Source organism: Sphingomonas sp. AOB5, from assembly GCF_029433115.1.
GTDB lineage: Bacteria > Pseudomonadota > Alphaproteobacteria > Sphingomonadales > Sphingomonadaceae > Sphingomonas.
Genome location: NZ_JARNTV010000039.1, coordinates 1 through 25,088 on the forward strand (window position 1 = coordinate 1; position 25,088 = coordinate 25,088).

At 66.4% G+C, this 25,088-nt stretch carries 24 protein-coding genes; 9 read left to right on the plus strand and 15 right to left on the minus strand.

Translation table 11 applies throughout. The features are described from left to right. Window positions 1-96: 96 nt before the first annotated feature. Both P1X14_RS15065 and P1X14_RS15070 read left to right on the plus strand, forming a co-directional pair. On the plus strand, window positions 97-1,587 hold the full coding sequence (locus tag P1X14_RS15065; protein WP_277316238.1) for a VWA domain-containing protein: 1,491 nt from the start codon (window positions 97-99) through the stop codon (window positions 1,585-1,587). Window positions 1,588-1,660: 73 nt separating this feature from the next. Beyond that, complete coding sequence (locus tag P1X14_RS15070; protein ID WP_277316209.1) at window positions 1,661-2,803, plus strand: helix-hairpin-helix domain-containing protein; 1,143 nt, start codon at window positions 1,661-1,663, stop codon at window positions 2,801-2,803. 19 nt (window positions 2,804-2,822) lie between these two features. Here the strand turns inward: P1X14_RS15070 and P1X14_RS15075 are convergent, their stop codons facing one another. The 4 genes from P1X14_RS15075 to P1X14_RS15090 form a co-directional block, all read right to left on the minus strand. Further along, window positions 2,823-3,338: an STM3941 family protein gene (locus P1X14_RS15075; RefSeq protein ID WP_277316210.1), complete on the minus strand. Its 516-nt coding sequence runs from the start codon at window positions 3,336-3,338 to the stop codon at window positions 2,823-2,825. A 34-nt stretch (window positions 3,339-3,372) separates the two neighbouring features. Then, window positions 3,373-4,680 carry a hemolysin family protein gene (locus P1X14_RS15080; protein WP_277316211.1) on the minus strand — a complete coding sequence of 436 codons (1,308 nt, stop codon included), beginning with the start codon at window positions 4,678-4,680 and terminating at the stop codon, window positions 3,373-3,375. 68 nt (window positions 4,681-4,748) lie between these two features. Next, window positions 4,749-5,180, minus strand: coding sequence for a nucleoside deaminase (locus P1X14_RS15085; RefSeq protein WP_277316239.1), 432 nt, complete (start codon window positions 5,178-5,180; stop codon window positions 4,749-4,751). A 145-nt stretch (window positions 5,181-5,325) separates the two neighbouring features. After that, window positions 5,326-5,613, minus strand: a complete 288-nt coding sequence (locus P1X14_RS15090) for a hypothetical protein (RefSeq protein ID WP_277316212.1) — start codon at window positions 5,611-5,613, stop codon at window positions 5,326-5,328. 168 nt (window positions 5,614-5,781) lie between these two features. Between P1X14_RS15090 and rpmB the strand changes: the two genes are divergently transcribed. Continuing rightward, window positions 5,782-6,078: a 50S ribosomal protein L28 gene (gene rpmB, locus P1X14_RS15095; RefSeq protein ID WP_277316213.1), complete on the plus strand. Its 297-nt coding sequence runs from the start codon at window positions 5,782-5,784 to the stop codon at window positions 6,076-6,078. A 69-nt stretch (window positions 6,079-6,147) separates the two neighbouring features. On the opposite strand, the gene P1X14_RS15100 is transcribed toward rpmB, so the two are convergent. From P1X14_RS15100 to P1X14_RS15120, 5 genes are all read right to left on the minus strand, one after another. Further along, complete coding sequence (locus tag P1X14_RS15100) at window positions 6,148-6,675, minus strand: shikimate kinase (protein WP_277316215.1); 528 nt, start codon at window positions 6,673-6,675, stop codon at window positions 6,148-6,150. A 9-nt stretch (window positions 6,676-6,684) separates the two neighbouring features. Next, complete coding sequence (locus P1X14_RS15105; protein ID WP_277316216.1) at window positions 6,685-7,656, minus strand: esterase-like activity of phytase family protein; 972 nt, start codon at window positions 7,654-7,656, stop codon at window positions 6,685-6,687. A gap of 310 nt (window positions 7,657-7,966) precedes the next feature. Further along, entirely contained in the window at window positions 7,967-8,689 is a 723-nt protein-coding gene (phbB, locus tag P1X14_RS15110) for an acetoacetyl-CoA reductase (protein WP_277316217.1), read from the minus strand. A 35-nt stretch (window positions 8,690-8,724) separates the two neighbouring features. Continuing rightward, complete coding sequence (hemH, locus tag P1X14_RS15115) at window positions 8,725-9,732, minus strand: ferrochelatase (protein WP_277316218.1); 1,008 nt, start codon at window positions 9,730-9,732, stop codon at window positions 8,725-8,727. Further along, window positions 9,729-11,987: a molybdopterin cofactor-binding domain-containing protein gene (locus tag P1X14_RS15120; protein WP_277316219.1), complete on the minus strand. Its 2,259-nt coding sequence runs from the start codon at window positions 11,985-11,987 to the stop codon at window positions 9,729-9,731. The genes hemH and P1X14_RS15120 overlap by 4 nt, the downstream gene beginning before the upstream one ends. 145 nt (window positions 11,988-12,132) lie before the next feature. Here P1X14_RS15120 and lgt point away from each other — a divergent pair, with 145 nt between their 5' ends. The 4 genes from lgt (at window position 12,133) to pgeF (ending at window position 15,431) form a co-directional block, all read left to right on the plus strand. Further along, window positions 12,133-12,993 (plus strand): prolipoprotein diacylglyceryl transferase, encoded by an 861-nt coding sequence (lgt, locus tag P1X14_RS15125; RefSeq protein WP_277316240.1) that lies wholly within the window; start codon window positions 12,133-12,135, stop codon window positions 12,991-12,993. Window positions 12,994-13,066: 73 nt separating this feature from the next. Then, complete coding sequence (locus tag P1X14_RS15130) at window positions 13,067-14,161, plus strand: SAM-dependent methyltransferase (protein WP_277316220.1); 1,095 nt, start codon at window positions 13,067-13,069, stop codon at window positions 14,159-14,161. Beyond that, window positions 14,158-14,664: a GNAT family N-acetyltransferase gene (locus P1X14_RS15135; RefSeq protein ID WP_277316221.1), complete on the plus strand. Its 507-nt coding sequence runs from the start codon at window positions 14,158-14,160 to the stop codon at window positions 14,662-14,664. The genes P1X14_RS15130 and P1X14_RS15135 overlap by 4 nt, the downstream gene beginning before the upstream one ends. Next, window positions 14,661-15,431 carry a peptidoglycan editing factor PgeF gene (pgeF, locus tag P1X14_RS15140; RefSeq protein WP_277316223.1) on the plus strand — a complete coding sequence of 257 codons (771 nt, stop codon included), beginning with the start codon at window positions 14,661-14,663 and terminating at the stop codon, window positions 15,429-15,431. The genes P1X14_RS15135 and pgeF overlap by 4 nt, the downstream gene beginning before the upstream one ends. Before the next feature lie 4 nt (window positions 15,432-15,435). Here the strand turns inward: pgeF and P1X14_RS15145 are convergent, their stop codons facing one another. Continuing rightward, window positions 15,436-16,566 carry an N-acetylmuramoyl-L-alanine amidase gene (locus P1X14_RS15145; RefSeq protein ID WP_277316224.1) on the minus strand — a complete coding sequence of 377 codons (1,131 nt, stop codon included), beginning with the start codon at window positions 16,564-16,566 and terminating at the stop codon, window positions 15,436-15,438. A 181-nt stretch (window positions 16,567-16,747) separates the two neighbouring features. On the opposite strand from P1X14_RS15145, the gene P1X14_RS15150 reads away from it, so the two are divergent. Further along, window positions 16,748-18,061 carry a cystathionine gamma-synthase family protein gene (locus tag P1X14_RS15150; protein WP_277316225.1) on the plus strand — a complete coding sequence of 438 codons (1,314 nt, stop codon included), beginning with the start codon at window positions 16,748-16,750 and terminating at the stop codon, window positions 18,059-18,061. Between the two features lie 3 nt (window positions 18,062-18,064). On the opposite strand, the gene P1X14_RS15155 is transcribed toward P1X14_RS15150, so the two are convergent. The 4 genes from P1X14_RS15155 to murA all read right to left on the minus strand — a co-directional run bounded on the left by P1X14_RS15155 (window position 18,065) and on the right by murA (window position 23,614). Then, window positions 18,065-19,756, minus strand: a complete 1,692-nt coding sequence (locus P1X14_RS15155; protein ID WP_277316226.1) for a hypothetical protein — start codon at window positions 19,754-19,756, stop codon at window positions 18,065-18,067. A 160-nt stretch (window positions 19,757-19,916) separates the two neighbouring features. Further along, window positions 19,917-20,996 carry an SGNH/GDSL hydrolase family protein gene (locus P1X14_RS15160; RefSeq protein WP_277316227.1) on the minus strand — a complete coding sequence of 360 codons (1,080 nt, stop codon included), beginning with the start codon at window positions 20,994-20,996 and terminating at the stop codon, window positions 19,917-19,919. A 31-nt stretch (window positions 20,997-21,027) separates the two neighbouring features. Continuing rightward, on the minus strand, window positions 21,028-22,230 hold the full coding sequence (locus tag P1X14_RS15165) for a diguanylate cyclase (protein WP_277316228.1): 1,203 nt from the start codon (window positions 22,228-22,230) through the stop codon (window positions 21,028-21,030). A 100-nt stretch (window positions 22,231-22,330) separates the two neighbouring features. Beyond that, entirely contained in the window at window positions 22,331-23,614 is a 1,284-nt protein-coding gene (gene murA, locus P1X14_RS15170) for a UDP-N-acetylglucosamine 1-carboxyvinyltransferase (protein ID WP_277316229.1), read from the minus strand. A gap of 122 nt (window positions 23,615-23,736) precedes the next feature. Here murA and P1X14_RS15175 point away from each other — a divergent pair, with 122 nt between their 5' ends. Continuing rightward, the gene (locus P1X14_RS15175; protein ID WP_277316230.1) at window positions 23,737-24,471 is read left to right on the plus strand and encodes a Crp/Fnr family transcriptional regulator; all 735 of its coding nucleotides are present in this window, start codon (window positions 23,737-23,739) and stop codon (window positions 24,469-24,471) included. Between the two features lie 144 nt (window positions 24,472-24,615). Here P1X14_RS15175 and clpS read toward each other — a convergent pair whose 3' ends face one another. After that, the gene (gene clpS, locus P1X14_RS15180) at window positions 24,616-24,951 is read right to left on the minus strand and encodes an ATP-dependent Clp protease adapter ClpS (protein WP_277316231.1); all 336 of its coding nucleotides are present in this window, start codon (window positions 24,949-24,951) and stop codon (window positions 24,616-24,618) included. Between the last annotated feature and the right edge of the window lie 137 nt (window positions 24,952-25,088).

The following is a 25,088-nucleotide window of genomic DNA, read 5'->3' on the forward strand; positions in this document are numbered from 1 at the left end:
CCGCCGCCCGCGCCGACCGGCGACTATCGCAGTGCGCCAAGGAGCGAGCCGGTCGTCAGCGGCAACCGCGTCACCCGGCCGCGGGTGGGCGAGCGCATGGGCGTGCTTGCCAACAACAACCCCACCAGCACTTCGGTGCCGCAACCCTATCCCACCCAGGCGCCCTATGGCGCACCGGGCAACACCGAACGCTATGACGGCAAGGAAGTCGGCTCGATCCAGTCGGTGCTGGCGCAGCCCGTCTCGACCTTCTCGATCGATGTCGACACCGGCGCCTATGCCAATGTCCGCCGCTTCCTGAAGAGCGGCGCGACGCCCCCGCCGGACGCTGTGCGGACCGAGGAGCTGATCAACTATTTCCGCTACGATTACCCGCGCCCCACCTCGCGCGACGTGCCGTTCAGCGTCACCACCGATATGGCGCGTACGCCGTGGAACCCGAACACGCGGCTGATGCGGATCGGGCTGCGCGGCTATGATGTCGAGGCACGCGGGCGCCCGGCGGCGAACCTCGTCTTCCTGATCGACGTTTCCGGATCGATGAACTCGTCCGACAAGCTGCCGCTGGTGAAGCATGCGCTTACGCTGGTCGCCCAGCGGATGCGGCCGCAGGACAAGGTTTCGATCGTGGTCTATGCTGGGGCAGCCGGGGTCGTGCTCGAGCCCACCTCGCGGCCCGAATATGTGAAGCAGGCGATCGATTGCCTGTCGGCCGGCGGATCGACCGCGGGCGGACAGGGCATCAAGCTGGCCTATGACGTGGCCCGCGCCAACATGATCCGTGGCGGGATCAACCGCATCCTGCTGGCCACCGATGGCGACTTCAATGTCGGGATCAGCGACAACAAGACGCTGGAGGAACTGGTCAAGCGCAACCGCGACGACGGCATCACGCTGACAACGCTCGGTTTCGGCACCGGCAATTACAACGAAGCGATGATGGAGCGCATCGCGGACTTCGGAAACGGCAATTATTCCTACATCGACAGTGCGATGGAAGCACAGAAGGTGCTCGACGACGAACTGTCCGCCACCCTCTTCACCATCGCCAAGGACGTGAAGATCCAGGTCGAGTTCAACCCGGCCCAGGTGAAGGAATATCGCCTGATCGGCTATGAGAACCGCGCGCTGAAGGAGGAGGATTTCGACAACGATACCGTCGATGCGGGCGATATCGGCGCGGGGCATCAGGTGACCGCGCTGTACGAGATCGTCCCTGCCGATGGCCCCGGCTGGCTGCCCGACCGCCGCTACGAAGCGAATCGCCCCGGCGGCGCGCCCGCGGGCGGCAGCGAGGCGGCGTTCGTGAAGCTGCGCTACAAATTGCCCGGAAACGAGACGTCGCGGCTGATCTCGCGGCCGGTTCCGGCCTCGTTTATTCGCACTGCACAGGCGCCGCAGGGCGACATGGCCTTCATCACCGCGGTCGCGGCCTTCGGGCAGCGGCTTCGTGGCGATAAGTATCTGAATGGGTTCGGTTATCCTCAGATATTCAGCCTGGCGGGCACCTCTGGCAACTATTGGCGGAACGAATTCGTCCAGTTGGTCCGTCTCGCAGATGCACAAAACCCGCGCCCAAGGCGCTAGGACTGGCTGGACGCCGCCCGTACCTGCGCTATGTCTCGGGTTAAGACTCGGGGCGTAGCGCTGGGAGGGCGCAATGATGGAAGCACTGCAATCGACCACCCCGCTGGTGCCGGGCGGTCCGGAATGGCTCACGCTGCCCTTCGCGCTGATCGGCGCGGTGGTGCTGGTCGTGCTGCTGGTCCTGTGGTGGATCACGGCCGCTGCGGCGAGCCGCGCCAAGATGCGTCGCGAGGAAGCCGAGAGCCTGGCCGCATGGCAGCTCGAGCAGGAAGTGCCGCCGACCCGGCCGATCACCCCGCCGCCGCCCATCGTCGAGACCCCGCCCGCACCGGAACCCGAGCCGCTGGCCGCCATCGCACCCGAGCCGGAACCGGTCGTGGAGGTTGCGCCGGAACCCGAACCCGTGGTCGAGACGGCTCCCGAGCCGGTCGTCGAAGCCACGCCCGAGCCTGAACCTGTCGCGCTGGAAGGCGCCCCGGCCCGCGAACCCGAACCCGCCCCGCTGGAAGAGGCCCCCAGCGCCGATGCCGCACCGGTCGATTCGACGCCTGCGGGCGAAGCCGAGGCGATTGCCGAGGTTCCAGTTGCCGCGGTCGGCGAAACCGTGTTCGAGCCTGTGGCCGAACCCGAAGTCGTTGCCGAAGCAGTCGAACCCGTCGCGGAAGCGGTAGAGCCGGTCGTCGAGGTCGCGGAGCTGGTCGAGGCCGCGCCCGAACCGCTGGCCGACGAGCCGATCGCCGCTGCTGCACCGCTGGATGCCAGCCCCGCCACGCTGGCCGCCGATCTCGCCGGGCCTGCGCCGGAACCCGAACTGGCCCCCGAGACGGTGGTGGAAGCCGCATCGGAGCCCGAGCCGGTGGCCGAAGCCCCGGTCGAGCATATCGCCACCGAAACCGCGCCCGAACTCGCCGCTGCCGAAGTCGCAGCCGAGCCGGCACCGGAACCTGCACCCGCACCGGAACCGGTTGCGGCAAGCGCGCCGGACGATCTCACTCGCATGAAGGGCGTCGGTCCGCGTCTCGCCGAACGGCTCAACAGCGTCGGCGTGACCAGCTTCGCGCAGATCGCTGCGCTCTCGCCTGACGAAGCGACCGCGCTCGACGCGCAGTTGGGCGATTTCCAGGGCCGCCTGTCGCGCGACCGCTGGATCGATCAGGCCGGCTATCTCGCCAATGGCGATATCGAGGGCTTCGAAGGCACGTTCGGCAAACTCTGACGGGCTGGATGCGTCGGCGTCAGCGCGCCAACTGCCCTGCATTCGCTTCGAACGCGGCGACCAGTTCGTCGAAGCTGCGATTCAACCCGGCCATGCTCAGGCTGATATCGCCAAAGCCCATCGCCTTGTTCGCGCCCGCCGTGCGGCCCTGCAGCGTGGTCGAAGGCCAGGCCGCCGGATCGCGCAGCCAGAAGGTCAGCATGCGCTGGCGATGGATCTGGCCGATCGCGGCGCGATCGAACGCGTCCCAGGGAATCGTCGCTTCCGACCAGCGGCGATAATAGAGACCCTCGGGGCTGATCTCGATCACCGGGCCGCCGCTGAAGAACTGGCGCGACCAGGCAACCCCGGCCAGTCCAAAAAAGACGATCGCCGCCCAGCCGATCCATGGCACCGGTACGATGATCCCAAGCGGCAACCGCGCCAGATCGTCCGCGCCCGATGTCACCATCCACGCCCCGCCCGCGACGAACGCCACGCTGCCCAGCATCAGCAGCGCGACTTTCGCCTTCGATGTTTCCGCGGTGAAATGCATGCCCGTCCCCCTCGACGCCATGCCGGGACAGTGCCTAGCCCTCGGCGCGGCTTACCAGCAGCTTGTCGATCTTGCGCTCGTCCATGTCGACGATCTCGAAGCGCCAGCCCTGCTCGACGAAATGCTCGCCTTCCTTGGGCAGATGCTTGAGTACCGCGAGCGCCAGGCCCGCGACGGTGGCGTAGTCGCGATCCTCGTCCAGATCGATGCCCAGCCGCTCGGCAAGGCCGTCCGCGGGCATCTGGCCCGAGACCAGCATCGATCCGTCCTCGCGCATCACGACATTGGGATTTTCGCCGGGCACCTTGTCCGACGACAGCTCGCCCGCGATCGCCGCCAGCAGATTGGCGGGCGTCACGATCCCTTCGAAATGACCATATTCGTCATGGACCAGGCCCATGGGAACTTCGGCGCGGCGGAGCGCACCCAGCGCGTCCATCGCATCGACCTGATCGGGCAGCACCGGCGCGGTGCGGGTCAGCTTGCGCAGGTCGAGCGTTTCGCCGCGGAACAGCGCGCCTACGATATCGCGCGCCTGCACCACGCCGATCACCGTGTCGATCGACCCTTCGCCCACCGGCAGGCGGGTGTGCGGCGTCTGCAACAGCGCCTCGCGAATGCCGGCATCGTCCAGATTGACGTCGATCCAGTCGACATCGGTGCGCGGTGTCATCACTTCGCGCACCGGACGGTCGGCGAGGCGCACCACGCTGGAGATGATCGAGCGCTCATGCTCCTCGATCACGCCCGATCTGGTCGCCTCGGCAACGATCAGGTGCAGTTCCTCGGCAGTGACACGATTCTCCGATTCGCGATTGAGGCCGATCAGGCGGAAGATCAGCCCGCTGCTCTGGTCGAGCAGCCACACGATCGGCGCGGTCACCCGGCTCAGATACAGCAACGGCAGCGCGACCAGCACCGCGATCGGCTCGGGCGAGCGCAGCGCGAACTGCTTGGGCACCAGCTCGCCGACGATCAGCGAGGCATAGGTGGTCACCGCGATGACGAGCGCGATGCCGGCAGTGTCCGCGATCTCAGGATCGAGGCCCAGCCATTCCAGTCGCGCCGCGACCGGCCCACCAAGGCTCGATCCCGAATAGGCGCCGGCGACGATGCCGATCAGGGTGATGCCGATCTGCACGGTAGACAGAAACTTGCCCGGGTCCGCGGCCAGGTCGATCGCGGTCTGCGCGCCACGCTTGCCCGCGCGCGCCAGCGCATCGAGACGCGCGGTGCGCGAGGAAACGATGGCGAGTTCGGACATGGCGAACACGCCGTTGAGCGCGATCAGCGCGAGGATGATCGCGACGTCGATCCAGGGAAAGGAGGGGATGTCGTCCATTGGGCGTCCGCTCTCCATAGCGGTAACCGCAGGCGAATCACAACATGATGTGCGGGATTTCCGTGCGATCAGCCCCGCCGGTCGCGGAAAAAGTCCCTCAGCAGCCCCGCGGCCTCGCCTTCGCCGATGCCGGGATAGACTTCGGGGCGGTGGTGACAGGTCGGCTGGGAGAAGAAGCGCGGGCCATGTTCGACCGCACCGCCCTTGGGATCGGCCGCCCCGTAATAGAGTCGCGCGATCCGCGCATGAGCGATGGCGCCCGCGCACATCGCGCACGGCTCCAGCGTGACCCACAGGTCGCAATCCTCCAGCCGATCGCGGCCGAGCAGCTTCGCCGCATCGCGAATCACCCGCATCTCGGCATGAGCGGTCGGGTCGTGCAGATCGCGCGGAGCATTGCCCGCGGTCGCGACGATTCGCCCATCATGCACCAGCACCGCGCCGACCGGCACTTCTCCAGCCGCCGCCGCGGCGCGGGCAGCGTCGAGCGCCAGGCGCATCGGTTCGGGGAGCGGGAACATGAGCCAGTCCTAGCCGGACCGGCTCATGTCCGAAACCCGCGTCAGGGCGTTATGTCCTTTGCGCGCCTTTAGCGCGTGCGGTACCGCCTCGAAACGCGATCTTCCTCGCGTTCCAGACAGACTCTTACTTCTTCTCGGCGGGCGCCGTCGAATTGGCCTGCTTCACTTCGATGGTAGGCAGGGTGACGGTAGTGTTCTTCATCTCCACCGTGGGCACCACAACGGTGGTGTTGGTGGTGCCGATGCCCACCGATCCGGTATCCGCCTGTACCTTGGGCAGCTTGCCGCCCTTCATGTCGAAGCTGACCTGCGGCCACTGGCCCTGCTGCATCTGGATATTGAGCATGCCGAGCGACATCAGCACGACCGCGCCAAGGGCCACGAGGCCCAGAAGGACAAGAATTCCACGCATCGGTTCGTCTCCCCAAATTGAATCGTTTGCGTAATAACGCATCATTCACCATCTGGGTTGCGTCGGAGCAAGGAGTTTTACGGGCGAATCGGTTGACGCACCGTCCCATTCCGACTATCGGCGCAGCCTTTCCGGCTCCGTTTGGGGCCAAAACCAGGATTAACAGCGATGTCGCGCATTTGCGAGCTGACCGGCAAGGGCCGGCAGGTGGGGAACAACGTTTCTCACGCCAACAACAAGACCAAGCGTACCTTTCTGCCGAATCTGCAGAATGTGACGCTGATGTCGGACGCGCTCGGCAAGAGCGTGAAGCTGCGCGTCTCGACGCACGGCCTGCGTTCGGTCGAGCATGTTGGCGGTCTCGACAACTGGCTGCTCAAGACCAGCGACGAGGATCTCTCGCAGCGCTGCCGCCGCCTGAAGCGTGACGTCCGCAAGGCCGGCGCCGAAAAGGCTGCTGCCTAACCCTTTTTTCGCTTTCAGGCGAATCGCGGGCCCGTTCTCCAGCCGGAGAGCGGGCTTTTCGCGTTTGGGTCAGCCCGGCAGCGCCGCGACGATCCGCTCTGCTGCCGTTTCCGGTGAAATCGCGCCGGTATCGATCGTGAGTGCCGGAGCCGGCATCCCGGCGATGCAGGCGTGGATCGACGGTCGCAATTCGCGCAGCAGATCGACCGAGCGCAGCTTGCCGAAGGCGGCGCGATCCGGCGCCGCCACGCGCTGATCCTGCAGTTCGGGCGCGAGCGTCAGCGCCACGAAAACCACCTGCCCACCGCCGTCCGCCACGAGACCCGCCACGCGAGCGGCGAAGTCCGGGCTGACGGTCGGCTCGGGCGCGAAGGTGAAGATCAGCGATCGATCCTCGGCCACCGCTGCGGCAATCGTCTCCAGCCAGAACGCCTCGCGCAGCCGCACGAACGATTCCGATCCGAACGGAAACACCGCGGCCACCGCATCGACGATCAGGTGATTGTGGAACAGCGCAAAGCCGGTCCGCTCGGCAAGCACCTTGGCGATAGTCAGCTTGCCCGACGCCAACGGTCCATAGAGGAAGATCAGCAGCATCGCGCCAGCCTAGCCGTCCAGGCGGAACTTGAGCAGCAGCGATTGTTCGAACCACATACGATTGTCGTCCGACGCGATCCAGATGATCGTCGCGCCGCCTTCGCGGGTCACCGCCAGCGCTTCGAAATTATCGCGGATCAGCGGCGCGACGAAGCTCGCGATCTCGCCGCCGCGCACCACCGCGCCGGCCCGGATCTCACGCGGATCGACGATCACCAGCTTGGCGGTGAACAATTGCGTCAGGCTCACCCGGCGATTGAGGATCAGCAACCGCCCGTCGGGCAGTTCGGTCATGTCTGTCGGGTCATATTCCTCGGGCGGCTGATAGGCGAAGCGCATCACCTGCGCCTTCGGATCGGTCGGATCGCGATCGAAGCGCAGCGCGTCACGGCCCTTCTTCCCCGGCCCCGGCGTCGTCTCGCTGATCACCAGAAACGCGCCGGAGCGCAGCCGCACCATCGATTCGGGGCCGCCATTGTCGTGCCAGCGCTTCATCGCCTCGGGCCGGACATGCGCTTCGGCCCGGCCATCGGGGCCATAGCGCCAGATCGCGCTATATTGCTCGAACCCCACCCAATAGCGGCCGGTGGCGGGGTCGCGGGTCATCGATTCGCTGTCGCGGTCCGCCTTCAGCCAGCCGCTCTGCGGTCCGTCCGGCAGCCCGCCGAACGTCACGTTGCGCGGGACCCAGTCGGCGCCCATGTCGAAGCTGACCAGATGCCCGCCGTCGCTGAGCAGCGTGAACCGCTCCCCCACCAGCGTCATCGACGAGAAGCCCCCGAACGCCGATTGCGATCCGGTGAGGCGAACGCCGCCCAGATAGGTAAGCGCGCCCACGCGCCGCCAATCGGGCCGGCCCTTCACCAGCGGCACCTGCACCGCCTTCATCGTCGCGCCGGGCCGGAACCGGTCGAGCGGCTCCTCCCCCGAGGACGGGAAGTTCAGGTACAGCAGGAAGAGAAGCAACAGCCAGACGCGCATTGGACCCGTCATAGGGCAAGTCGCGCCGCGGGACACCCGCAGGAAACATGAACCTGAGATAACCGTGTCGTTCAGCGAAAGCTCAATGGAACCGCGCTAGTCCGTATCCGTTGTCGGCGTACGATTTCCCTCGCGTGGTGTATCGAGGGTAGAGGGCCGGTCCTTCGGGACCGGCCCTCTTCGTTTGTGTGGGGTTCGGGAAGTGACGACGGCAAAGCCGCCGTCGGACGGGTTCGGCAGAGCCGACCCGCCGGCCGTGCCGGGCGATGCGCTTTGCGCACCGGGGCGGACGTGGCCGCCCCTTCGCCCGTCAGTACATATGCTGCCCGCCATTGATCGACAGCGTCGACCCGGTGACGAACCCGCCCTCTTCCGAGCAGAGGAAGGTCACGCCACGCGCGATCTCGCTCGCTTGACCAAGGCGGCCGACCGGGATCTTCGCCACGATCTTCTCCAGCACCTCGGCCGGAACCGCCGCCACCATGTCGGTGTCGATATAGCCCGGCGCGATCGCGTTCACGGTCACGCCTGCACGCGCGCCTTCCTGCGCCAGCGCCTTGGTGAAGCCATGGATGCCGGACTTGGCCGCCGCATAATTGACCTGGCCATACTGGCCCGCCTGCCCGTTGATCGATCCGATATTGACGATGCGGCCCCATTTCCGGTTGCGCATGCCCGGGAAGGTCGCGTGCGCCATGTTGAAGCAGCCGCCCAGATTGATGCGGATCACGTCTTCCCACATGTCGCGGGTCATCTTCAGGATCGTGCCGTCACGCGTGATGCCGGCATTGTTGACGACGATATCGACCGGGCCCAGCTCGGCCTCGACCTGCGCCACGCCGGCCTGGCACGCGTCGAAATCGCCCACGTCCCATTTGAACGCCTTGATGCCGGTGCGATCGGTGAACGCCTTTGCCGCATCGTCATTGCCGCCATAATTGGCCGCGACGATCACGCCCTTTTCCTGCAGCGCAAGGCTGATCGCCTCGCCGATGCCGCGGGTGCCGCCGGTTACGATCGCCACACGTGCCATGATCTCTATCCTCTCAATGTTCAGTTTCCTGAACGCTAGGCGGACACAATCCAGCCCGCAAGCTCCCGGCCCAGAATGTTGCGCAGCATTTCAATGCCTGCGGCATCGGAATTGAGGCAGGGCAGATAAGCAAAGTCGATACCTCCCGCGCCAAGGAAGGTCTCGCGCCCGCGGATCGCCAGCTCCTCCAGCGTCTCGAGGCAATCGGCGGAAAAGCCCGGCGCGACGATCGCGACCCGCTTAACCCCGTCCTGCGCCAGCTTCGCCAGCGTCGCATCGGTCGCCGGTTCCAGCCATTTCGCGCGGCCGAAGCGCGACTGGAACGCCACCGTCAGATCGCGGCCGAGCGCATCGGACAGCAGCCGCGCGGTCTTGCGGCAATGGCAATGATAGGGATCGCCCAGTTCCAGCGTCCGCTGCGGCATGCCGTGGAAACTGGCGACGATCGCCTCGGGCTCGAAATCGAGTGCGGCCAGCGAGGCTTCGACCGAGGCCTTCAGCGCGGCGATATAGGCCGGATCGTCATGATAGGGCGGCAAGGTTCGCACCGCAGGCTGCCAGCGCATATCCGCCAGCGCGGCGAAGGCCGCATCGTTCGCCGTCGCGGTCGTCGCGCCGCAATATTGCGGGTAGAGCGGCGCGATCAGGATGCGCTCGCATCCGGCATCCTTCATCGCCTTCAGCTTCTCGCCGATCGCCGGATTGCCATAGCGCATCGCCCAGTCGACGATCACGCCTTCGCCGAATGCACCCGCCAGTGCATCGGCCTGTTCGCGCGTGATCGCGGCGAGCGGCGACCCGTCCTCGCGCCACACCAACGAATAGGCATGGGCCGACTTTTTCGGCCGCGTGTTCAGGATGATCCCGCGCAATATCGGCTGCCACACGAGCGGCGGAATTTCGACCACGCGCCGGTCCGACAGGAATTCGGCAAGATAGCGCTTCACTGCAGCCGGCGTCGGCGCATCGGGCGTGCCGAGATTGACCAGCAGCACGCCGGTCCTGCCCGTCGCAACGGGCGGATGACCCGGAGGCCGGCTCATTCGACGTCCGAAAGCAGCGGCAGCGCGCGGAAGCGGACGCCCGACGCGGCCTGCAGCGCATTGGCGATGGCCGGTGCCACGGCAGGCACGCCCAGCTCGCCCACCCCGCCCGGATCGGCATCGCTGCGGATCACTTCCACGGTGATATCGGGCATGTCCGCCAGACGCGGCAGGTTGAGGTCGGCGATATCCATCACCGAAGCGACATTGTCGGTGAAACCGGTGCTGCCGCCGATCGCCGCCGCCATGCCGAAGATCATCCCGCCTTCGATCTGCTGCGCGACCAGATCGGGGTTCACCACCCGGCCGACATCGACCACCGCGACCAGCCGCTCGACCTTCACCTTGCGCGCCGCCAGCCGGGCCTCGGCCAGCACTGCGATATGCGATCCGCGGAAGCTGTGACAGGCGATGCCCTGCGACGTGCCCTGTGCCCCGCCCTGCCAGTTGCCGAGCTGCGCCGCGAGCTGGAGGCAGCGGGCCAGCCGCGGCTGGCCGCCGAGCATCGCCATGCGGAACGTCACCGCATCGCTCTCCGCGACATGCGCCAGCTCGTCGATGAAGCTCTCGTTGAAAAAGGCGGTGTAGCTGTGCGCGTCGGAGCGCCAATGCCCCGTCGGCACGCCTATCGCCACCGGGTGATGATCCACCGCATAATTGGGTATGGCGTAGGACGGGATCGCCCCCGCTACCGCCGAGGCATCGCCGCCCGGCAGCGCGAGCGACGCCGCGACCAGCGGATCGCCGCCCAGCAGCCGCTCCGAAAGCTCGCGGCCCGAGGAGGGTGCGGCGATCTTGGCCAGCCAGCCGGCCAGCGACTTGTTCGGTCCCAGCTTGCCCGCCATCCGCGCGGCGGCGGCCGGGCGATAGCAATCGTGGCGGAAATCCTCGACCCGCGACCAGGTCAGCTGCACCGGGCGGCCGATCCGCTTGGCGATCACCGCTGCCTGTTCGGCCACCGCATGCTCCAGCTTTCCGCCGAACGAGCCGCCCGCCATCATCGGATAGATGGTAACGCTGTCCTCGCTCAGCCCCGCCGCACGCGCCGCCGCCGCGCGCGCCAGACCCGGTGCCTGACTGGGCAGCCATAGCGACATGCGGCCATCGGCATAGCTGGCGGTGCAGGTCATCGGCTCGATCGCCGCGTGCAGCGCCAGCCCGACACGATATTCGGCCGTCACCAGCCGCGCACCCTTGAACTGCGCCGCCAGATCGCCGCTTTCGGCGATGCGTACGCCTTCGCCGTCCAGCGCGCCGCTCAGCGCTTCGGCGATGCTGTCGTCGTTGATGACTTCGCCCGGAACCTGAAAGCGCGGCCGCATCGCATCGAGCGCCCGGTCGGCGGCCCACCAATTGTCGGCGACCGCGGCGACCCATTTGTCGGTCTTCACCACCGCGCGCATGCCCGGCACCTTGTTCGCCGCCGCTTCGTCGACCCGCGCCAGCCCGGCGCTGCCGACCGGACCCTGCCGGATCGACGCGAAGACCATGTTGGGCAACCGCACATCGCCCGCGAAATTCACGCTGCCATCGACCTTGGACGGCACGTCGAGCCGCGGCACCGTCTGGCCATAAAGGCGATTGGCGTCGCCGCTGCGCATCGGCAGCGGGCTGGGTACGTCTTCGTTGGCCGCCGCCGCCGCGATCTCGCCGAAGCGCAGTTTCTGGTTGCCGTGGATCACTTCGCCATTGGCGGTGCCGCATGCTTGCCAGTCGACGCCCCATTGCCGCGCCGCCGCCTTGCACAGCATCGCCCGCGCCGCGGCACCCGCCTGACGCAGCGTTTCCTCGAAATTGCGGATCGACGAGGATCCGCCGGTCAGCACCAAAGCGGTGCGGGTCGCATGGGTCCGCTGCAGCGTATCCGAAAGCCCGCCCAGCGCCGCCTCGAACAGGGTCGCCGCGCCCAGCGCATTGGCATAGAGCGGATTGAGCGGCGCCGCTTCGACCCCCACCGAAGACCAGGCCGCACCCAGCTCGTCGGCGACGATCTGCGGGAAGGCAGTGAACACGCCCTGCCCAAGCTCGGCCTGCGGCACCGCCACCGTGACATGCCCGTCGGTGCCGATCTTCAGCCAGGCGCCGAACAAGGTCTCGCCCGCATCGGCGGTGAGATTGGGCAGATAGGTGCGTGGCCATACCGCCCACGCGACCAGCAGACCGACGCCCACGCCGCCGCCGATCAGCATCGACCGCCGGCTCAACCCTTCGTTCAGGAGCGTGCCCACCCGGTTCTGCTTCTGCGCATCGGCCATCCGCGCTGCTCTATCGCGCCGCGCGGCGGTGCGCCAGCGGGAGCGAATGCGTGTTGTTCAAACAATACACTTGGGTTTGTCACGCCCCGGCTCTAAGGAAGGGCCGAACATCACACCGGGGGACCGAGTGACCTTGCACCTTTCGATGCTGACCGCCGTCGCGGAGCATATCCAGTTCAGCCAGCTCGGGCTTCATCCGGTGGCGCTCAAGCTTGGCCCGCTCGAGATCAAATGGTATTCGCTGGCCTATATCGCCGGCATCCTCGTCGGCTGGTGGTATCTGCTCAAGCTGCTGGCCCAGCCCGGCGCGCCGATGTCGCGGCGCCATGCCGACGATCTGGTCTTCTATGCGACGCTGGGCATCATTCTGGGCGGACGCATCGGTTATGCGGTGTTCTACCAGCCCGAACTGCTGATCAATCCGCTCCAGTTCGTGCAGCTGTGGCAGGGCGGCATGTCGCTCCATGGCGGCGTGATCGGCACGACCGTCGCGATCCTGTGGCTGGCGCGCAAGAACGGGCTGAACTGGCTGCGCGTCCATGACTATGTCGCCTGCTGCGCGCCGTTCGGGCTGTGCTTCGGCCGTCTCGCCAATTTCGTGAACGGCGAGCTGTGGGGCCGTCCGGGCGACGTGCCCTGGGCGATGGTGTTCCCCGGCGCGGGCAGCGCGGCACGGCATCCGAGCCAGCTCTACGAAGCCGGTCTCGAAGGACTCGTCCTGTTCGGCATCCTGTTCTACCTCTTCTGGCGCACCAAGGCGCGCTACGATCCGGGCAAGCTCGTCGGCGTATTCCTGCTCGGCTATGGCGGCTTCCGCTATTTCGTGGAGTTCTTCCGCGAGCCGGACCGGCAGTATCTGGACAATCCGATCCTCGGCACGCCGGGCCTGCACATGGGCCAGCTGCTGTGCCTGCCGATGATTGCGGGTGGCGTCTATCTGATCGCGACCGCAAAGAAGCGCCGTGAGCGGGTGGAGCCGATTGCCGGTTCGGAAAGCGTGGCCTGAATCTCCCCTTCCGCTTGCGGGAGGGATCGGGGGAAGGCATGTGCCCTCTCGTGACCCGCGTGACACACCCGATATGAGCAACCCGCTCGACGCGAACCCGCAGGAGCGCGGCGCCAACGCTGCCGAGCCGCTGCTGGCCGAACGGCTGGCGCGCGCGATCACGCTCGCCGGGCCGATTCCGCTGTCGCAATATATGGGCGCGGCCAACGCGCATTATTACGCGACCCGCGATCCACTGGGCGAGCGCGGCGACTTCACCACCGCGCCCGAGATCAGCCAGATGTTCGGCGAACTGGTCGGGCTGTGGCTGGCGGACATGTGGGATCGCGCCGGACGCCCGGCTGCGCGCTATGTCGAGTTCGGCCCCGGCCGCGGCACGCTGGCCGCCGATGCGTTGCGGGCGATGGCCAAGGCGGGCCTCGAGCCGCCGGTCAATTTCGTCGAGACCAGCCCGGTGCTGCGCGAATCCCAGGCGGAGCGCGTGCCGCATGCCGAATGGAGCCTCGATCTGGTCGGCGTGGAAGACGATCTGCCGCTGCTGGTGGTCGCCAACGAATTCTTCGACGCGCTGCCGATCCGCCAGCTGATGAAGACCGACATGGGCTGGCGCGAGCGGCTGGTCGCCTGTCAGGACACGCTGTTCCTGCCCATCGTCGGCGATCGCGGGTTCGACCAGATCATCCCGCATCACCTGCGCGACGCCGATCCCGGATCGATCCTCGAGACTTCGCCACCCACCGTCGCGATCCTGCGCGCGCTGGCCGCGCGACTGCTGGAACAGGGCGGCGCGGCGCTGATCGTCGATTATGGCTATGAAGGGCCCGCAATCGGCGACACGCTGCAGGCGGTGCGCGGGCATGAATATGTCAATCCATTCGACCAGCCGGGCGAGGCGGACCTGACCGCGCATGTCGATTTCGCCACGCTGAAGGAAGCCGCCGAGATCGAGGGGCTGGTGGTGCATGGCCCGGTGACGCAGGGCGCATTCCTGAAAGCACTGGGCATCGACGCACGCGCCGACAGCCTGTCGCGCGCGCATCCCGACCGGGCGGACAGCATCGCGCTGGATCGCGAACGGCTGGTCGATGACGAGCAGATGGGCGAGCTGTTCAAGGTGATCGCGCTGACCGCGCCGGGCTGGCCGGTTCCGGAGGGATTCGGATCGTGACCACCCACCGCGACGCCACCGCCGCCGACCTGCCCGCGATCGATGCGCTGTTCCGCGAGAGCTTCTTCGCGACCTTCGGCCATCTCTATGCGCCCGAGGATCTGGCGGCCTTTCTCGGCATGTTCACGCTCGAAGCCTGGACCGCCGAGTTCGACTCCGCCGATCACCGCTTCCGCATCGCCGAGGATGCCGATGGCCTGCTCGGCTATGCCAAGATCGGCGACCTGACCCTGCCGGCCAAGACCGACGCGAAGACCACCGAGCTGCGCCAGCTTTATCTGGCCGACCGCGCCAAGGGCAGCGGTGTGGCGCAGGAACTGATGGGCTGGGTGATCGACACCGCCCGCGCCCGCGGTTCGGATGAGCTGTGGCTTTCGGTCTATGTCGACAATCACCGCGCCCGGCGCTTCTACGAACGCTATGGATTCGCGGCGCAGGGCATCTATGCGTTCAAGGTCGGCAATCACCTCGACGAGGATCATCTGATGCGGCTGACGCTGTGAGCGAGGCCGTCACCCTGGTCCGCGCCAAGGCGCTGGACGGGATCGCGCACGGCTTTCTCGGCCGCACCGGCGGGGTTTCGAGCGGTATCCATGCCAGCCTGAACGTCGGCACCGGATCGACCGACGATCCCGCGACCATCGCCGAGAATCGCCGCCGCGCGACCGAGGCCGTGCTGCCGGGCAGCCGTCTCGCCACCGTCTATCAGGTCCATTCGCCCGATGGCGTCGCCGTGATCGAACCCTATGAGGATCGCCTGCGCCCCCATGCCGATGCGCTGGTGACCGACCGGCCGGGCCTCGCGCTCGGCATCCTGACCGCAGACTGCGCGCCGGTGCTGTTCGCGGACCGAGAGGCGCAGGTCGTCGGCGCGGCGCATGCCGGGTGGAAGGGCGCGATCGGCGGCGTCACCGACACCACCATCGCGCTGATGGAATCGCTCGGCGCCCGGCGCGACCGCATCGTCGCCGCGATCGGCCCGTGCATCGCGCGGGCCAGCTATGAAGTGGATGACGGTTTCCTGCGCCGCTTCGCCGAAGCCGATCCCGCGAACGAGCGCTTCTTCGCCACGAGCCGCGAAGGGCACCATCAGTTCGATCTCGAAGCCTATGTCTCGCACCGGCTGGCCGCGGCCGGCATCCGCAAGGTCGAAGCGCTGGGCGAGGATACTTATGCCCAGCCCGAGCGCTTCTACAGCTTCCGCCGCGCCACGCACCGGGCCGAGCCGGATTATGGGCGGCAGATCTCGATTATCGGCCTGACAGCCTGATCCCCTAGTTCGCAGCCATGTGAGCCCGGAGCGCCTTGGCGACCGAGGCCATCACCTTGGTGCGGTTTGGTACCGCGTCGGGACCCGAGATCAGCAGCTTGTCGATCGTCGGATTGGTGATGAACTCCGCCTCAATATAGGCGCCGAGGCACTTCTTGGACTTGCCGATATTGCCGAGCGCGGTGTCGCGCAGCACGCCCATCACCTTCGGACCGGACTGGGTATCCGGCTTCACGCCGCGATCCTTGGCGCCGGGATGGATCGACTTCATGCCCGCGATCAGCCCGGCATGGATGGCGGTGGCGAAGGCCTTGTCCTCGGCTTCGTTGAGGTTGCCGTTCGCCGCCGCGGCGTAGAAGGTCTCCGCGCCCTGCGCCGTCGCCACGCCGCCGTTGAAGTGCAGGCAGACGAATGCCTTGGCCTTGCTGGTGCCCGCCAGCGCCGCGCGCTGGGCGATGCCGACATTCACGTCGGTAGTGCGGGTCATCACCACCTGGATCTTCTGCCCCGCCGCGGTCGCCTGCTTGATCAGCTCGTCGCGCAGGATGAAGCAGAAATCGAGCGCCAGCTTCTTCTCCTTCACGTTCGATACGCTGATCGCATTGTTCGGCGAACTGCCGCCCACCTTCGCTTCGCCGCCATGGCCGGGATCGAGCACGACCGTACCGATATCGGTGCCGGTGGTCGCCTTGGCGACGGCCGATCCGTCCGCCAGCAGCTTCGCCGCTTCGGGCATCAGCTTGATCACATCGTCGGCATAGCTCGGCTTCGGCGTGTAGATCGGGCCGATGAAGCGGATATAATCCTCGGCCGTGGCAACATGGCTTTCCCAGCCCGAATAAGGCGCACGGCCGATAAAGGCCCAATAGCCCGAGATGAAATTCTCCAGCGTCGAGAATTTGCAATAGGCGTCCAGCCCGTCATGCGCCTGGTACATCACCTTGGTGGCGAACAGGCCCATTTCCGGCCGCCACTTCAGGCCGCCGAAATTATAGTGCAGCTTGGCGAGATCCGAGGTGCCGCGCCCGCTTTCGAGCATCCATTGCGCCAGCGTGACCGTTTTCAGGTGCGAGTAGCGGATGCCCTGCCCGGCATAAATCTGGGCAAGACGAGCGATGAGTGACGTGTCCGGCATGATATTCCCCCCCAACCTTCAGCGAAAGGAAGCTATCATCGCCATTCCGGGCGCATAGGCTGAAAAGCGGCCATTGTGGTGCTATCCTGCCGCCAAGCAACGGGGTGGCTTGCGCCGCCGATTTCGTTACAGAAGATACCATCCTGCCCGTATCGCCGGGCCAAAAGATTCCGGAGTTCCCATGACCGACGAGACCGAAGCCGATCTGACCGGCGCCACGCCGCGCCGCCGCGCCAAGGCGCCCGTGGAAAAGGTCGGCGGGCGCAAGCTCCGTCCCGCCACGATGATGATGGGCCATGGCTATGATCCGATGCTGTCGGAAGGATCGCTCAAGCCGCCGATCTTCCTCACCTCGACCTTCGTCTTCCCCAATGCCGCTGCAGGCAAGCGCCACTTCGAGGGCGTCACCGGCAAGCGTCCGGGCGGTGCCGATGGTCTGGTCTATTCGCGCTTCAACGGCCCGAACCAGGAGATCCTCGAGGATCGCCTCGCCGTGTGGGAAGAGGCCGAAGACGCGCTCGCCTTCTCGTCGGGCATGTCGGCCATCGCCACCCTGTTCCTGTCGATGGTCAAGCCGGGCGACACGATCGTCCATTCGGGCCCGCTCTATGCCGCGACCGAGACGCTGATCGCGCGCATCCTCGGCCGCTTCGGCGTCCACTGGCTCGACTTCCCGGCGGGCGCGACCCGCGAGGAGATCGACGCGGTGCTGGCCAAGGCCGCAACCGGAAACGTCGCGCTGATCTATCTCGAAAGCCCGGCCAACCCGACCAACGCGCTGGTCGATGTCGAAGCCGTGGCCGCCAGCCGCGACGCGATCTTCAAGGGCGCCAAGCCGCCCATCGCCATCGACAATACGTTCCTCGGGCCGATCTGGGCGCAGCCGCTGAAGCAGGGCGCGGATATCGTCGTCTACTCGCTGACCAAATATGCGGGCGGCCATAGCGATCTGGTCGCGGGCGGCGTGCTGGGCTCGAAGGAGCACATCAACACCATCCGCCTGATGCGCAACACCATCGGCACGATCTGCGATCCCAACACGGCCTGGATGCTGCTGCGCAGCCTCGAGACGCTCGAACTGCGCATGAGCCGCGCGGGCGAGAATGCGGCCAAGGTCTGCGCGTTCTTGAAAGATCACCCGAAGGTTGAGCGCGTGGGCTATCTCGGCTTCCTCGAAGGCGGGGACGATGCGCGTCAGGCCGATATCTATCGCCGCCACTGCATCGGCGCCGGATCGACCTTCTCGCTCTATCTCAAGGGCGGCGAACCCGAAGCGTTCGCCTTCCTCGACGCGCTGAAGATCGCCAAGCTCGCCGTGTCGCTGGGCGGCACCGAGACGCTGGCCAGCCATCCTGCGGGCATGACCCATCTCTCGGTCCCCGAGGCACGCAAGAAGGCGCTGGGCATCACCGACAATCTGGTCCGCATCTCGATCGGCGTCGAGGATGCCGACGACCTGATCGCCGACTTCGAAGAGGCGTTGAAGGCGGTCTAGGTCCTAGTCGACAAATCCTCCGGGCAGGACAGCGCCTACCGGAAGGAGCGGACATATCAGGTTGAGCGTGTCCGCCATCATCCGCTGGCGGCGTTCGATATCGTCCTCCGCAGGATTGCCGGGATCACGCATGAAGGGTGAGAGTCCTGATTGCGTACCCGTCACCCGCGGATTGATGTGCGTGAAGGTACCGCTGGTATCGCCGGTGTGGCAGCCATTGCAGGTCGCGATCGAGAAGTTGAACAGCGCCTGTCCGTTGACCGGTGTCTGGAACAGCGTGCTGGTCCACGAGAACGAGCCGTTGTTGAAGGTCGGCGCTTCCCCGCCCAGGAACGGCGCGCCCCCGGGCAACAGGGCCGGCACGACATGGCTGTTGGCCAACAGCGCCGCTTCGTTGGCGGCGATGTAGCTTGCCAGTTGCGCGGCCCCGGCGGGCGTCTGTTTGAACGAGATATCGGGCGTCTGCTTCACCGTCGTCATGCGCAGTTGGCCGGGATTGGGCTGTCCGGTGGGAATCAGGCCATATTCGAACAGCGCCCAAGGGCCATAGGCCCGATCATTGGTTCGTATCTGACCCAGCGCACTGCGGTTGGGCGACTGCAGCGGGTTGGCGCCCGCATGCACCACCGATTCGGTCATCTGCGCCAGTTGCTGGTTATAGGCGCTGCCGGTGCCGATCCCGAGGTCCGGATCGCTCAGCGCGAGCCATTGCTGTGCCCAGCCCTGCTTGCTCGCGCAACTCGCCTTGTTGACGCGGAACTCGAGGATGATGGTCGATGGCTCGGCCGGACCGCATGGCGCCTCCGCCATGCCGAAGACGAAGCGAAGCTCGCCGCCGCCACCGCCATAACCTCCCGTCGCCAGATCGGTGCGTGAGACGATCGCCAGCAACCGCGCCGGGAACAGGTCGAGGATATATTCGCCATCGGCATCCTTCGGCCACCCCACGACGCTGTTGACCAGGCCCGGCCGCATCGGAACCGTAAACCCGTTCACCTGCTGCGGTGCGCCCGGAAGCTCGATCAGCGCACGCGCGATCGTAAGCGGCGTGACGCCCGTCGCGCTCTGATTGGCGATCTGGGTCACCAGATGTTTGAACGTCCAGACGCCGTCGGGATTGCCCTGGTTCTGACAGGGATCGAAGGTGCGGGTCGGGTCGGCAATCACCTGAAGATCGGTGATCACCAGCGAACGCCCGGGAATGATGTCGGAAGGGTCGGTCAGGGCACTGCCGAGCAGATCCAGCGGGACGCGACGATCGAGGATATGCGCCTCAGCGACCGCACCGGCCCGGTTGACCCGGAACAGCTCGCCCGAACGGCGGCCCTTGGGATTGCGCAACGCCACCAGACCTTCCCTCGCCTGCTGCAGGACGGAGGCCCGATGCGTGCGCGCATCGACGGTCGTCACTTTCCGCGCACGATCGAACCGCAGCGAACGGCCGGGCGGCGCCATGGTCTTGCGGGATTCGAGGCGCTGCGCCGCGCGCTGCACATCCTGTTCGAACCGCGCGCGATCGAACTGCACCCGTCCGGAGTAGAGACCGTCGCCACGGCGCCGGTCTCCGTCGCGCCCCTGATCGTTCACGGCGACCATGCGGTCGCCTTCATAGGGATAGGCAAAGCCCGGCGGCAGGTCGCGCTGCGGCGAAGGCCGGACGAGCAGCAGCGCGTCGGTGCCCGTCGGCCCCATCATCTCGATAGAGACGGAAGCGATACCAGGCATCGGACCCGTTTCGCGATCAGGTTTTCGATCCTGCGCCGAAAGCAAACTCGTCGACACGATCCCCAAAAGGATGACGGCCTTAAATCCACCGATTCGCATAGTCTTTCCCCCTTCGACTATGCCGCAATGATTATCCTATTGATCCATCCCCGTCCAACGGAAGCAATACTTCGGATGAATTCCAAAGATTAGAGATACTCGAAACCGATTCTTGCAGAATATCGGCCAGCATCCGGTGATCTTTTAGCGACGGATGCCAGTTGCACCCGGTCATCTCCATCGCCGGCACGCGGAGCAGCGTGACGTTGCCGGATGCTTCCGCGACCTGGCGCAGATCGGCGAGGAAATTGTCCGCGCCCATCAGCACGAAGCGCGCCTGGGGCTGGCGCTTCCGCAGATCGGCGATGAAGGCGATGTAGCGCGTCCGCCATGCCGCCCGCAGCGCGGCGTCGTCGGCCCATGCCTCGCCCGGCTTTACCGGCGTCGAGAAGTCGTTGGTACCCAGATAGATGACGATCAGCTGGGGCTTCCATCCTTCAGGCGCGGCGGACGCGGGTTCGCCCGGAATCGCGCGTGCGTAGATAGACGGCAGGCTCTCGCCCGGCACATTGCCCGCATAATTGCGCACCACGCCGAAGCCGGACCAGGCAATCACGCGGTAATCCGCGTCGAGCCGCTTCGCGAGCAGCGGGCCGAACGCCTGCTGGGTATCGGTGGTGGCGTGGACGCGATCGCCATCGCAGTCCCGCGTCGGCGAGGTATTGCCATAGCCGACCGAGTGCGAATCGCCGATGAACTCGATCCGCTTCGCCCGCGCGGCCGGCGGCGGCAGCGCCCGCCCTTCGGCAATATCGAAGCCAAGAAAGCGGATTTCGCCCGGCTGGCTCTCGGTCAGCCGCTCCAGCCGCACCACATGGTCGCCCGGCGCAAGATCGTCGAGGATGAGATAGCCCGAAAAGGGCCGGGCCAGACGCGTCTTCTCGACCCCGTCGATCAGCACGCGCACCGTTTCGCGCCGCGTCTCCACGCCGACGCGAACCGCAGTGCCGTTGAACCGCGCCTCATAATAGACCCCGGGCCAGCCCGAGCGCAGCGCGCCATCGCTGTCGCGAACCGATCGGCCGCCGTCATGGATCGTCAGGGGAACGCGCGCATCGGCACAGGCCATCGTGACCAGTGCCATCGCCACTGCTGCCCAGATCCGCGTCATGCCACTCTCCCTTGCGGGACAGGATAGCGCGTCAGGCGGCGAGCCGCACCTGGTTCCGCCCGCCTTCCTTGGCCCGGTACAGCGCATCGTCGGCGCGGCGCACCAGCCGGTCGCGATCCTCGCCGGGCACCAGCAGCGCGATGCCGGTCGAGAGCGTCACTTCGGCATCCGCCCCGCCGGGCACCCGCACCTTGCGCGCCGCGACCGCACCGCGCAGCCGTTCGCAGGCGATCCGGGCCTCGTTCTCGTCGGTATCGGGCATCAGGATGGCGAACTCCTCGCCGCCCAGCCGGCCGACCACGTCGCCGGTCCGCATCGTCTCCTTCGCGGTGCGGGCAAGCACGCGCAGCACTTCGTCGCCCCCGGCATGGCCATGGGAATCGTTGATCTTCTTGAAGAAGTCGACGTCCGCCACCGCGACCGACAGCGGCGATCCGCTGCGCTTGGCCCGCGCCACCTCTACTTCGAGCGAGCTCATGAAGCTGCGGCGATTGGCGAGGCCGGTCAGTTCGTCGGTGGTCGCGCTGATCCGCAGCCGTTCGTTGGCCAGCCGTGCGCGCTTCTGTGCCCGTGCGGTGGAGACCCCCGCGGCCCCGGCGATGATCAGCAGCACGCCGCCCACCGCGGCCAGCGCATAATAATGCCGCTCGATCGTCTGCTCCGCGGCCTCGTTAATGCGCGCGCGTTCGGCCAGCAGGCGGCGCTCCTCGCTCTCGATCGCGGTGACGACCGCCAGCAGCCCCTCGATCTGGTTATAGCCCGATCCGCTGCGCACGATTGCGACCGCCTCGGCTTCGCGACCGTCGCGGCGCAGGCGGATCACCTGTTCGAGTACGCGATTATAGCTGGTCATATGCTGCCTGAGCGAGGCGATGTTGCGCACCTGCACCGGATTGTCGCCGGTATTGCGGCTCAGCCGGGCGACCAGTTCGGGCACTTCCTTGCGGCCGGTGGAATAGGAGCGGAGGAACTTCTCGTCGCCGGTGATCAGATAGCCGCGCTCGCCGCGCATCATCATGTTGACCGCGGCCTTCAGCCCCTCGGCCGCGACGATCACCTCGAGCGTATGGACATACCAGCTTTGCGCCTCGCGGCGCTGCTCGGCTGCGCTGTGCGCATTGCCGATGATCGCGCCGAACAGTCCGGCCAGCACCAGCAGTGCGCCGAATCCGAACGCAAGGCGCCGCTTGCGCCCGCGCCACACCGCGGCGTCGTTCAGGGGGATGTCGACCATTACGCATACTCCCGGGCATGCCCCCGCCCGGGTCTGCATCTAGTTGATGCAGGTAAAGGAACTCCTTCCGCACCGCTGCGGAAGTCTCCCCATATGCCGCTCAGCCGTCGCCGACGCGCTCGATATCGGCGCCGACCGCCTGGAGCTTCTCCTCGAGCCGCTCATAGCCGCGATCGAGGTGATAGACGCGGTTGACCTCGGTCTCGCCCTCGGCGGCAAGGCCCGCGATGATCAAGCTCATCGATGCGCGCAGATCGGTCGCCATCACCGGCGCGCCGACCAGCGGCACCGATCCGCGAACCACGGCAGTGCGGCCATGGACTTCGATGTTCGCACCCATGCGCGCCAGCTCCGGCACATGCATGTAGCGATTCTCGAAGATCGTCTCGGTCAGCACGCTGGCGCCCTCGGCCTTGCACAGCATCGCCATGAACTGCGCCTGCATGTCGGTGGCGAAGCCCGGGAAGGGCGCGGTGTTGAGCGTCAGGGGCTTCAATTGTCCGTTCGCGGCGATACGGATCGCGTCGCTCTTTTCCTCGACCGTCACGCCCGCTTCGATCAGCGCATCGAGCGTCGCGCGCATGTCGTGCGCATCGGCACCGACCAGATCGACCTCGCCGCCGGTGATCGCCGCGGCACAGGCATAGCTCCCCGCCTCGATCCGGTCCGGCATCACGCGATAGGTTGCGCCATGCAGCCGGTCGCGACCCTCGATCTCCAGCGTTTCGGTGCCGATCCCGCCGATCGAGGCACCCATCGCCACCAGCAAATTGCACAGGTCGACGATCTCCGGCTCGCGCGCGGCATTTTCCAGCACCGTGCCGCCCTTGGCGGTGACGGCGGCCATCAGCACATTCTCTGTCGCGCCGACCGACACCACCGGGAAGCGGAAGCGCCCGCCCGGCAGGCGACCGCCCGGTGCGCTGGCCTTCACATAGCCCGCGGCCAGCTCGATCTCCGCACCGATCGCTTCCAGCGCCTTCAGGTGCAGGTCGATCGGGCGGTTGCCGATCGCGCAGCCGCCGGGCAGCGACACGGTCGCTTCGCCCATGCGGCCGACCAGTGGGCCCAGCACCAGGATCGACGCGCGCATCTTTCGCACGATGTCATAGGGGGCGACCGTCGAGGTCAGCCGCGCCGCGCGCATCGTCATCACCCGCCCGAAATCGGTCGGCCGGGCGCCCTCGATCATCGTCGAGACGCCGAACTGGTTAAGTAGATGACCGAAGCTGTCCACGTCGGCGAGGCGTGGTAGGTTCCTCAAGGTAAGAGGCTCGTCGGTCAGCAGCGCGCAAGGCATCAGCGTCAGCGCTGAATTCTTGGCCCCAGAGATTGCGATGCGTCCGGAGAGCCTGTTTCCGCCGCGGATCAGAATACGGTCCATGGCGGGCTTCTAGTCCTTCGGGCGGCACGCGCAAGCTCGGTCGTAATGGGTAGCATTGATCGACTTTAATGCATTGATTCCACAGCACTGCTTTGCATTGCGCGGTGGGGGGAAGCGATTGCGTGTCCGGTAGTTGTTTTGCCGATGTGCTGAATGAACTGGTCGATCTGACGCCCGCCGAACAGGGGGCGCTTGAGCGGCTGGAAGAACGTCAGCGCCATGTACGGCGCGGGGCGATCGTTCAGCGTGAGAACGAGAAATGCTCTGAGCTGTTCATCCTCCGCAAGGGGTTGATGATGAGCTATGTGCTGCTCGACGACGGCAGCCGCCAGATTCTGCGCTTCCTGTTCCCCGGCGACATGCTCGGCATGTCCTCGATGATCTACCGCGAAGCGCCCGAGACGCTGTGCGCCCTGTCGGACTGCGTGATCAGCCCGTTCGACCGCAGCGCACTCGCCGAGACGATGGTCTCGCACCCGCGCCTCTCTGCGCTGGTGCTGGTCTATAGCCAGGTCGAGCGCGTTTCGCTGACCGACCGGCTGGCAGCCCTTGGCCGCACCAGCGCCAAGGCGCGCGTCGCAGCACTCCTGCTGGAACTGCGCAACCGGCTGCGCGCGACCGACAAGAGCGTGTCCAACGCCTTCCTGCTGGGGCTGACCCAGGAGGAAGTGGGCGATGCGACGGGCCTGACTGCGGTTCACGTCAACCGCATGCTCCGCCAGCTCGAGGAAGAAGGCATGATTGCGCGCGAAGCGGGCAAGGTCACTCTGCTCGACGAACGCGGGCTGCTGCGCGCGGCGAACTACGTCAATCGGTTCGAGCGACTCGATCTGGGCTGGTTGCCGAACCCGGCCTGAGGCATTTTTAGGGAGTGCGCCTTTGGCGCATTGCGGCACCGGCCCGCTCCCCCACCCGGCCACCCATAAAATATACTGTCGTTGGGTGGCCGGGTGGGGGAGCGGGCCGGTGCCGCCTGGAACGCGCATTCGCGCGTTCTCAAACTACGCCTTTTCGAGCGTGCACTGCAGCGGGTGCTGGTTCTCGCGGGCGAAATCGGTGACCTGAGTCACCTTGGTCTCGGCCACTTCATAACTGAACACGCCGCACACGCCCACGCCGCGCTGATGGACGTGGAGCATCACCTGGGTCGCTTCCTCCATCGTCATGCGGAAGAAGCGCTGGAGCACCAGCACGACGAACTCCATCGGTGTGTAATCGTCGTTGAGCATCAGCACCCGATAGGGCGTCGGCTTCTTGGTGCGCGTCCGCGTGCGCGTGGCGATGCCGACCGACGGATCGTCGGTGCGCCGATCATTGTCGTCGCCGTCTTCGCTCATGCGGATCTGAAGGGTTGGTGTCACGGAAGTGAAAATATGATGCCCACCCCTGTGAGGCAACCCCGCAGCGCAGCGTAAACCCTGATTCGGCGCTTCGGACACGCACCGAATCGGGCCGCCCGATCGATAGCCCCGGC

Bases quoted from the DNA above. Each gene is read 5' to 3' on its own strand.
- P1X14_RS15165 (WP_277316228.1), bottom strand. From the start codon at position 22,230: ATGGTCGACATCCCCCTGAACGACGCCGCGGTGTGGCGCGGGCGCAAG.
- P1X14_RS15105 (WP_277316216.1), bottom strand. From the start codon at position 7,656: ATGCGCGTCTGGCTGTTGCTTCTCTTCCTGCTGTACCTGAACTTCCCG.
- rpmB (WP_277316213.1), top strand. From the start codon at position 5,782: ATGTCGCGCATTTGCGAGCTGACCGGCAAGGGCCGGCAGGTGGGGAAC.
- clpS (WP_277316231.1), bottom strand. From the start codon at position 24,951: ATGAGCGAAGACGGCGACGACAATGATCGGCGCACCGACGATCCGTCG.
- P1X14_RS15085 (WP_277316239.1), bottom strand. From the start codon at position 5,180: ATGCGCCTGGCGCTCGACGCTGCCCGCGCCGCGGCGGCGGCTGGAGAA.
- P1X14_RS15070 (WP_277316209.1), top strand. From the start codon at position 1,661: ATGATGGAAGCACTGCAATCGACCACCCCGCTGGTGCCGGGCGGTCCG.
- P1X14_RS15100 (WP_277316215.1), bottom strand. From the start codon at position 6,675: ATGCTGCTGATCTTCCTCTATGGACCGTTGGCGTCGGGCAAGCTGACT.
- phbB (WP_277316217.1), bottom strand. From the start codon at position 8,689: ATGGCACGTGTGGCGATCGTAACCGGCGGCACCCGCGGCATCGGCGAG.
- hemH (WP_277316218.1), bottom strand. From the start codon at position 9,732: ATGAGCCGGCCTCCGGGTCATCCGCCCGTTGCGACGGGCAGGACCGGC.
- lgt (WP_277316240.1), top strand. From the start codon at position 12,133: ATGCTGACCGCCGTCGCGGAGCATATCCAGTTCAGCCAGCTCGGGCTT.
- P1X14_RS15075 (WP_277316210.1), bottom strand. From the start codon at position 3,338: ATGCATTTCACCGCGGAAACATCGAAGGCGAAAGTCGCGCTGCTGATG.
- P1X14_RS15130 (WP_277316220.1), top strand. From the start codon at position 13,067: ATGAGCAACCCGCTCGACGCGAACCCGCAGGAGCGCGGCGCCAACGCT.
- P1X14_RS15090 (WP_277316212.1), bottom strand. From the start codon at position 5,613: ATGCGTGGAATTCTTGTCCTTCTGGGCCTCGTGGCCCTTGGCGCGGTC.
- P1X14_RS15145 (WP_277316224.1), bottom strand. From the start codon at position 16,566: ATGCCGGACACGTCACTCATCGCTCGTCTTGCCCAGATTTATGCCGGG.
- P1X14_RS15065 (WP_277316238.1), top strand. From the start codon at position 97: ATGGGCGTGCTTGCCAACAACAACCCCACCAGCACTTCGGTGCCGCAA.
- P1X14_RS15080 (WP_277316211.1), bottom strand. From the start codon at position 4,680: ATGGACGACATCCCCTCCTTTCCCTGGATCGACGTCGCGATCATCCTC.
- P1X14_RS15160 (WP_277316227.1), bottom strand. From the start codon at position 20,996: ATGACGCGGATCTGGGCAGCAGTGGCGATGGCACTGGTCACGATGGCC.
- murA (WP_277316229.1), bottom strand. From the start codon at position 23,614: ATGGACCGTATTCTGATCCGCGGCGGAAACAGGCTCTCCGGACGCATC.
- P1X14_RS15155 (WP_277316226.1), bottom strand. From the start codon at position 19,756: ATGATGGGGCCGACGGGCACCGACGCGCTGCTGCTCGTCCGGCCTTCG.
- P1X14_RS15150 (WP_277316225.1), top strand. From the start codon at position 16,748: ATGACCGACGAGACCGAAGCCGATCTGACCGGCGCCACGCCGCGCCGC.
- P1X14_RS15120 (WP_277316219.1), bottom strand. From the start codon at position 11,987: ATGGCCGATGCGCAGAAGCAGAACCGGGTGGGCACGCTCCTGAACGAA.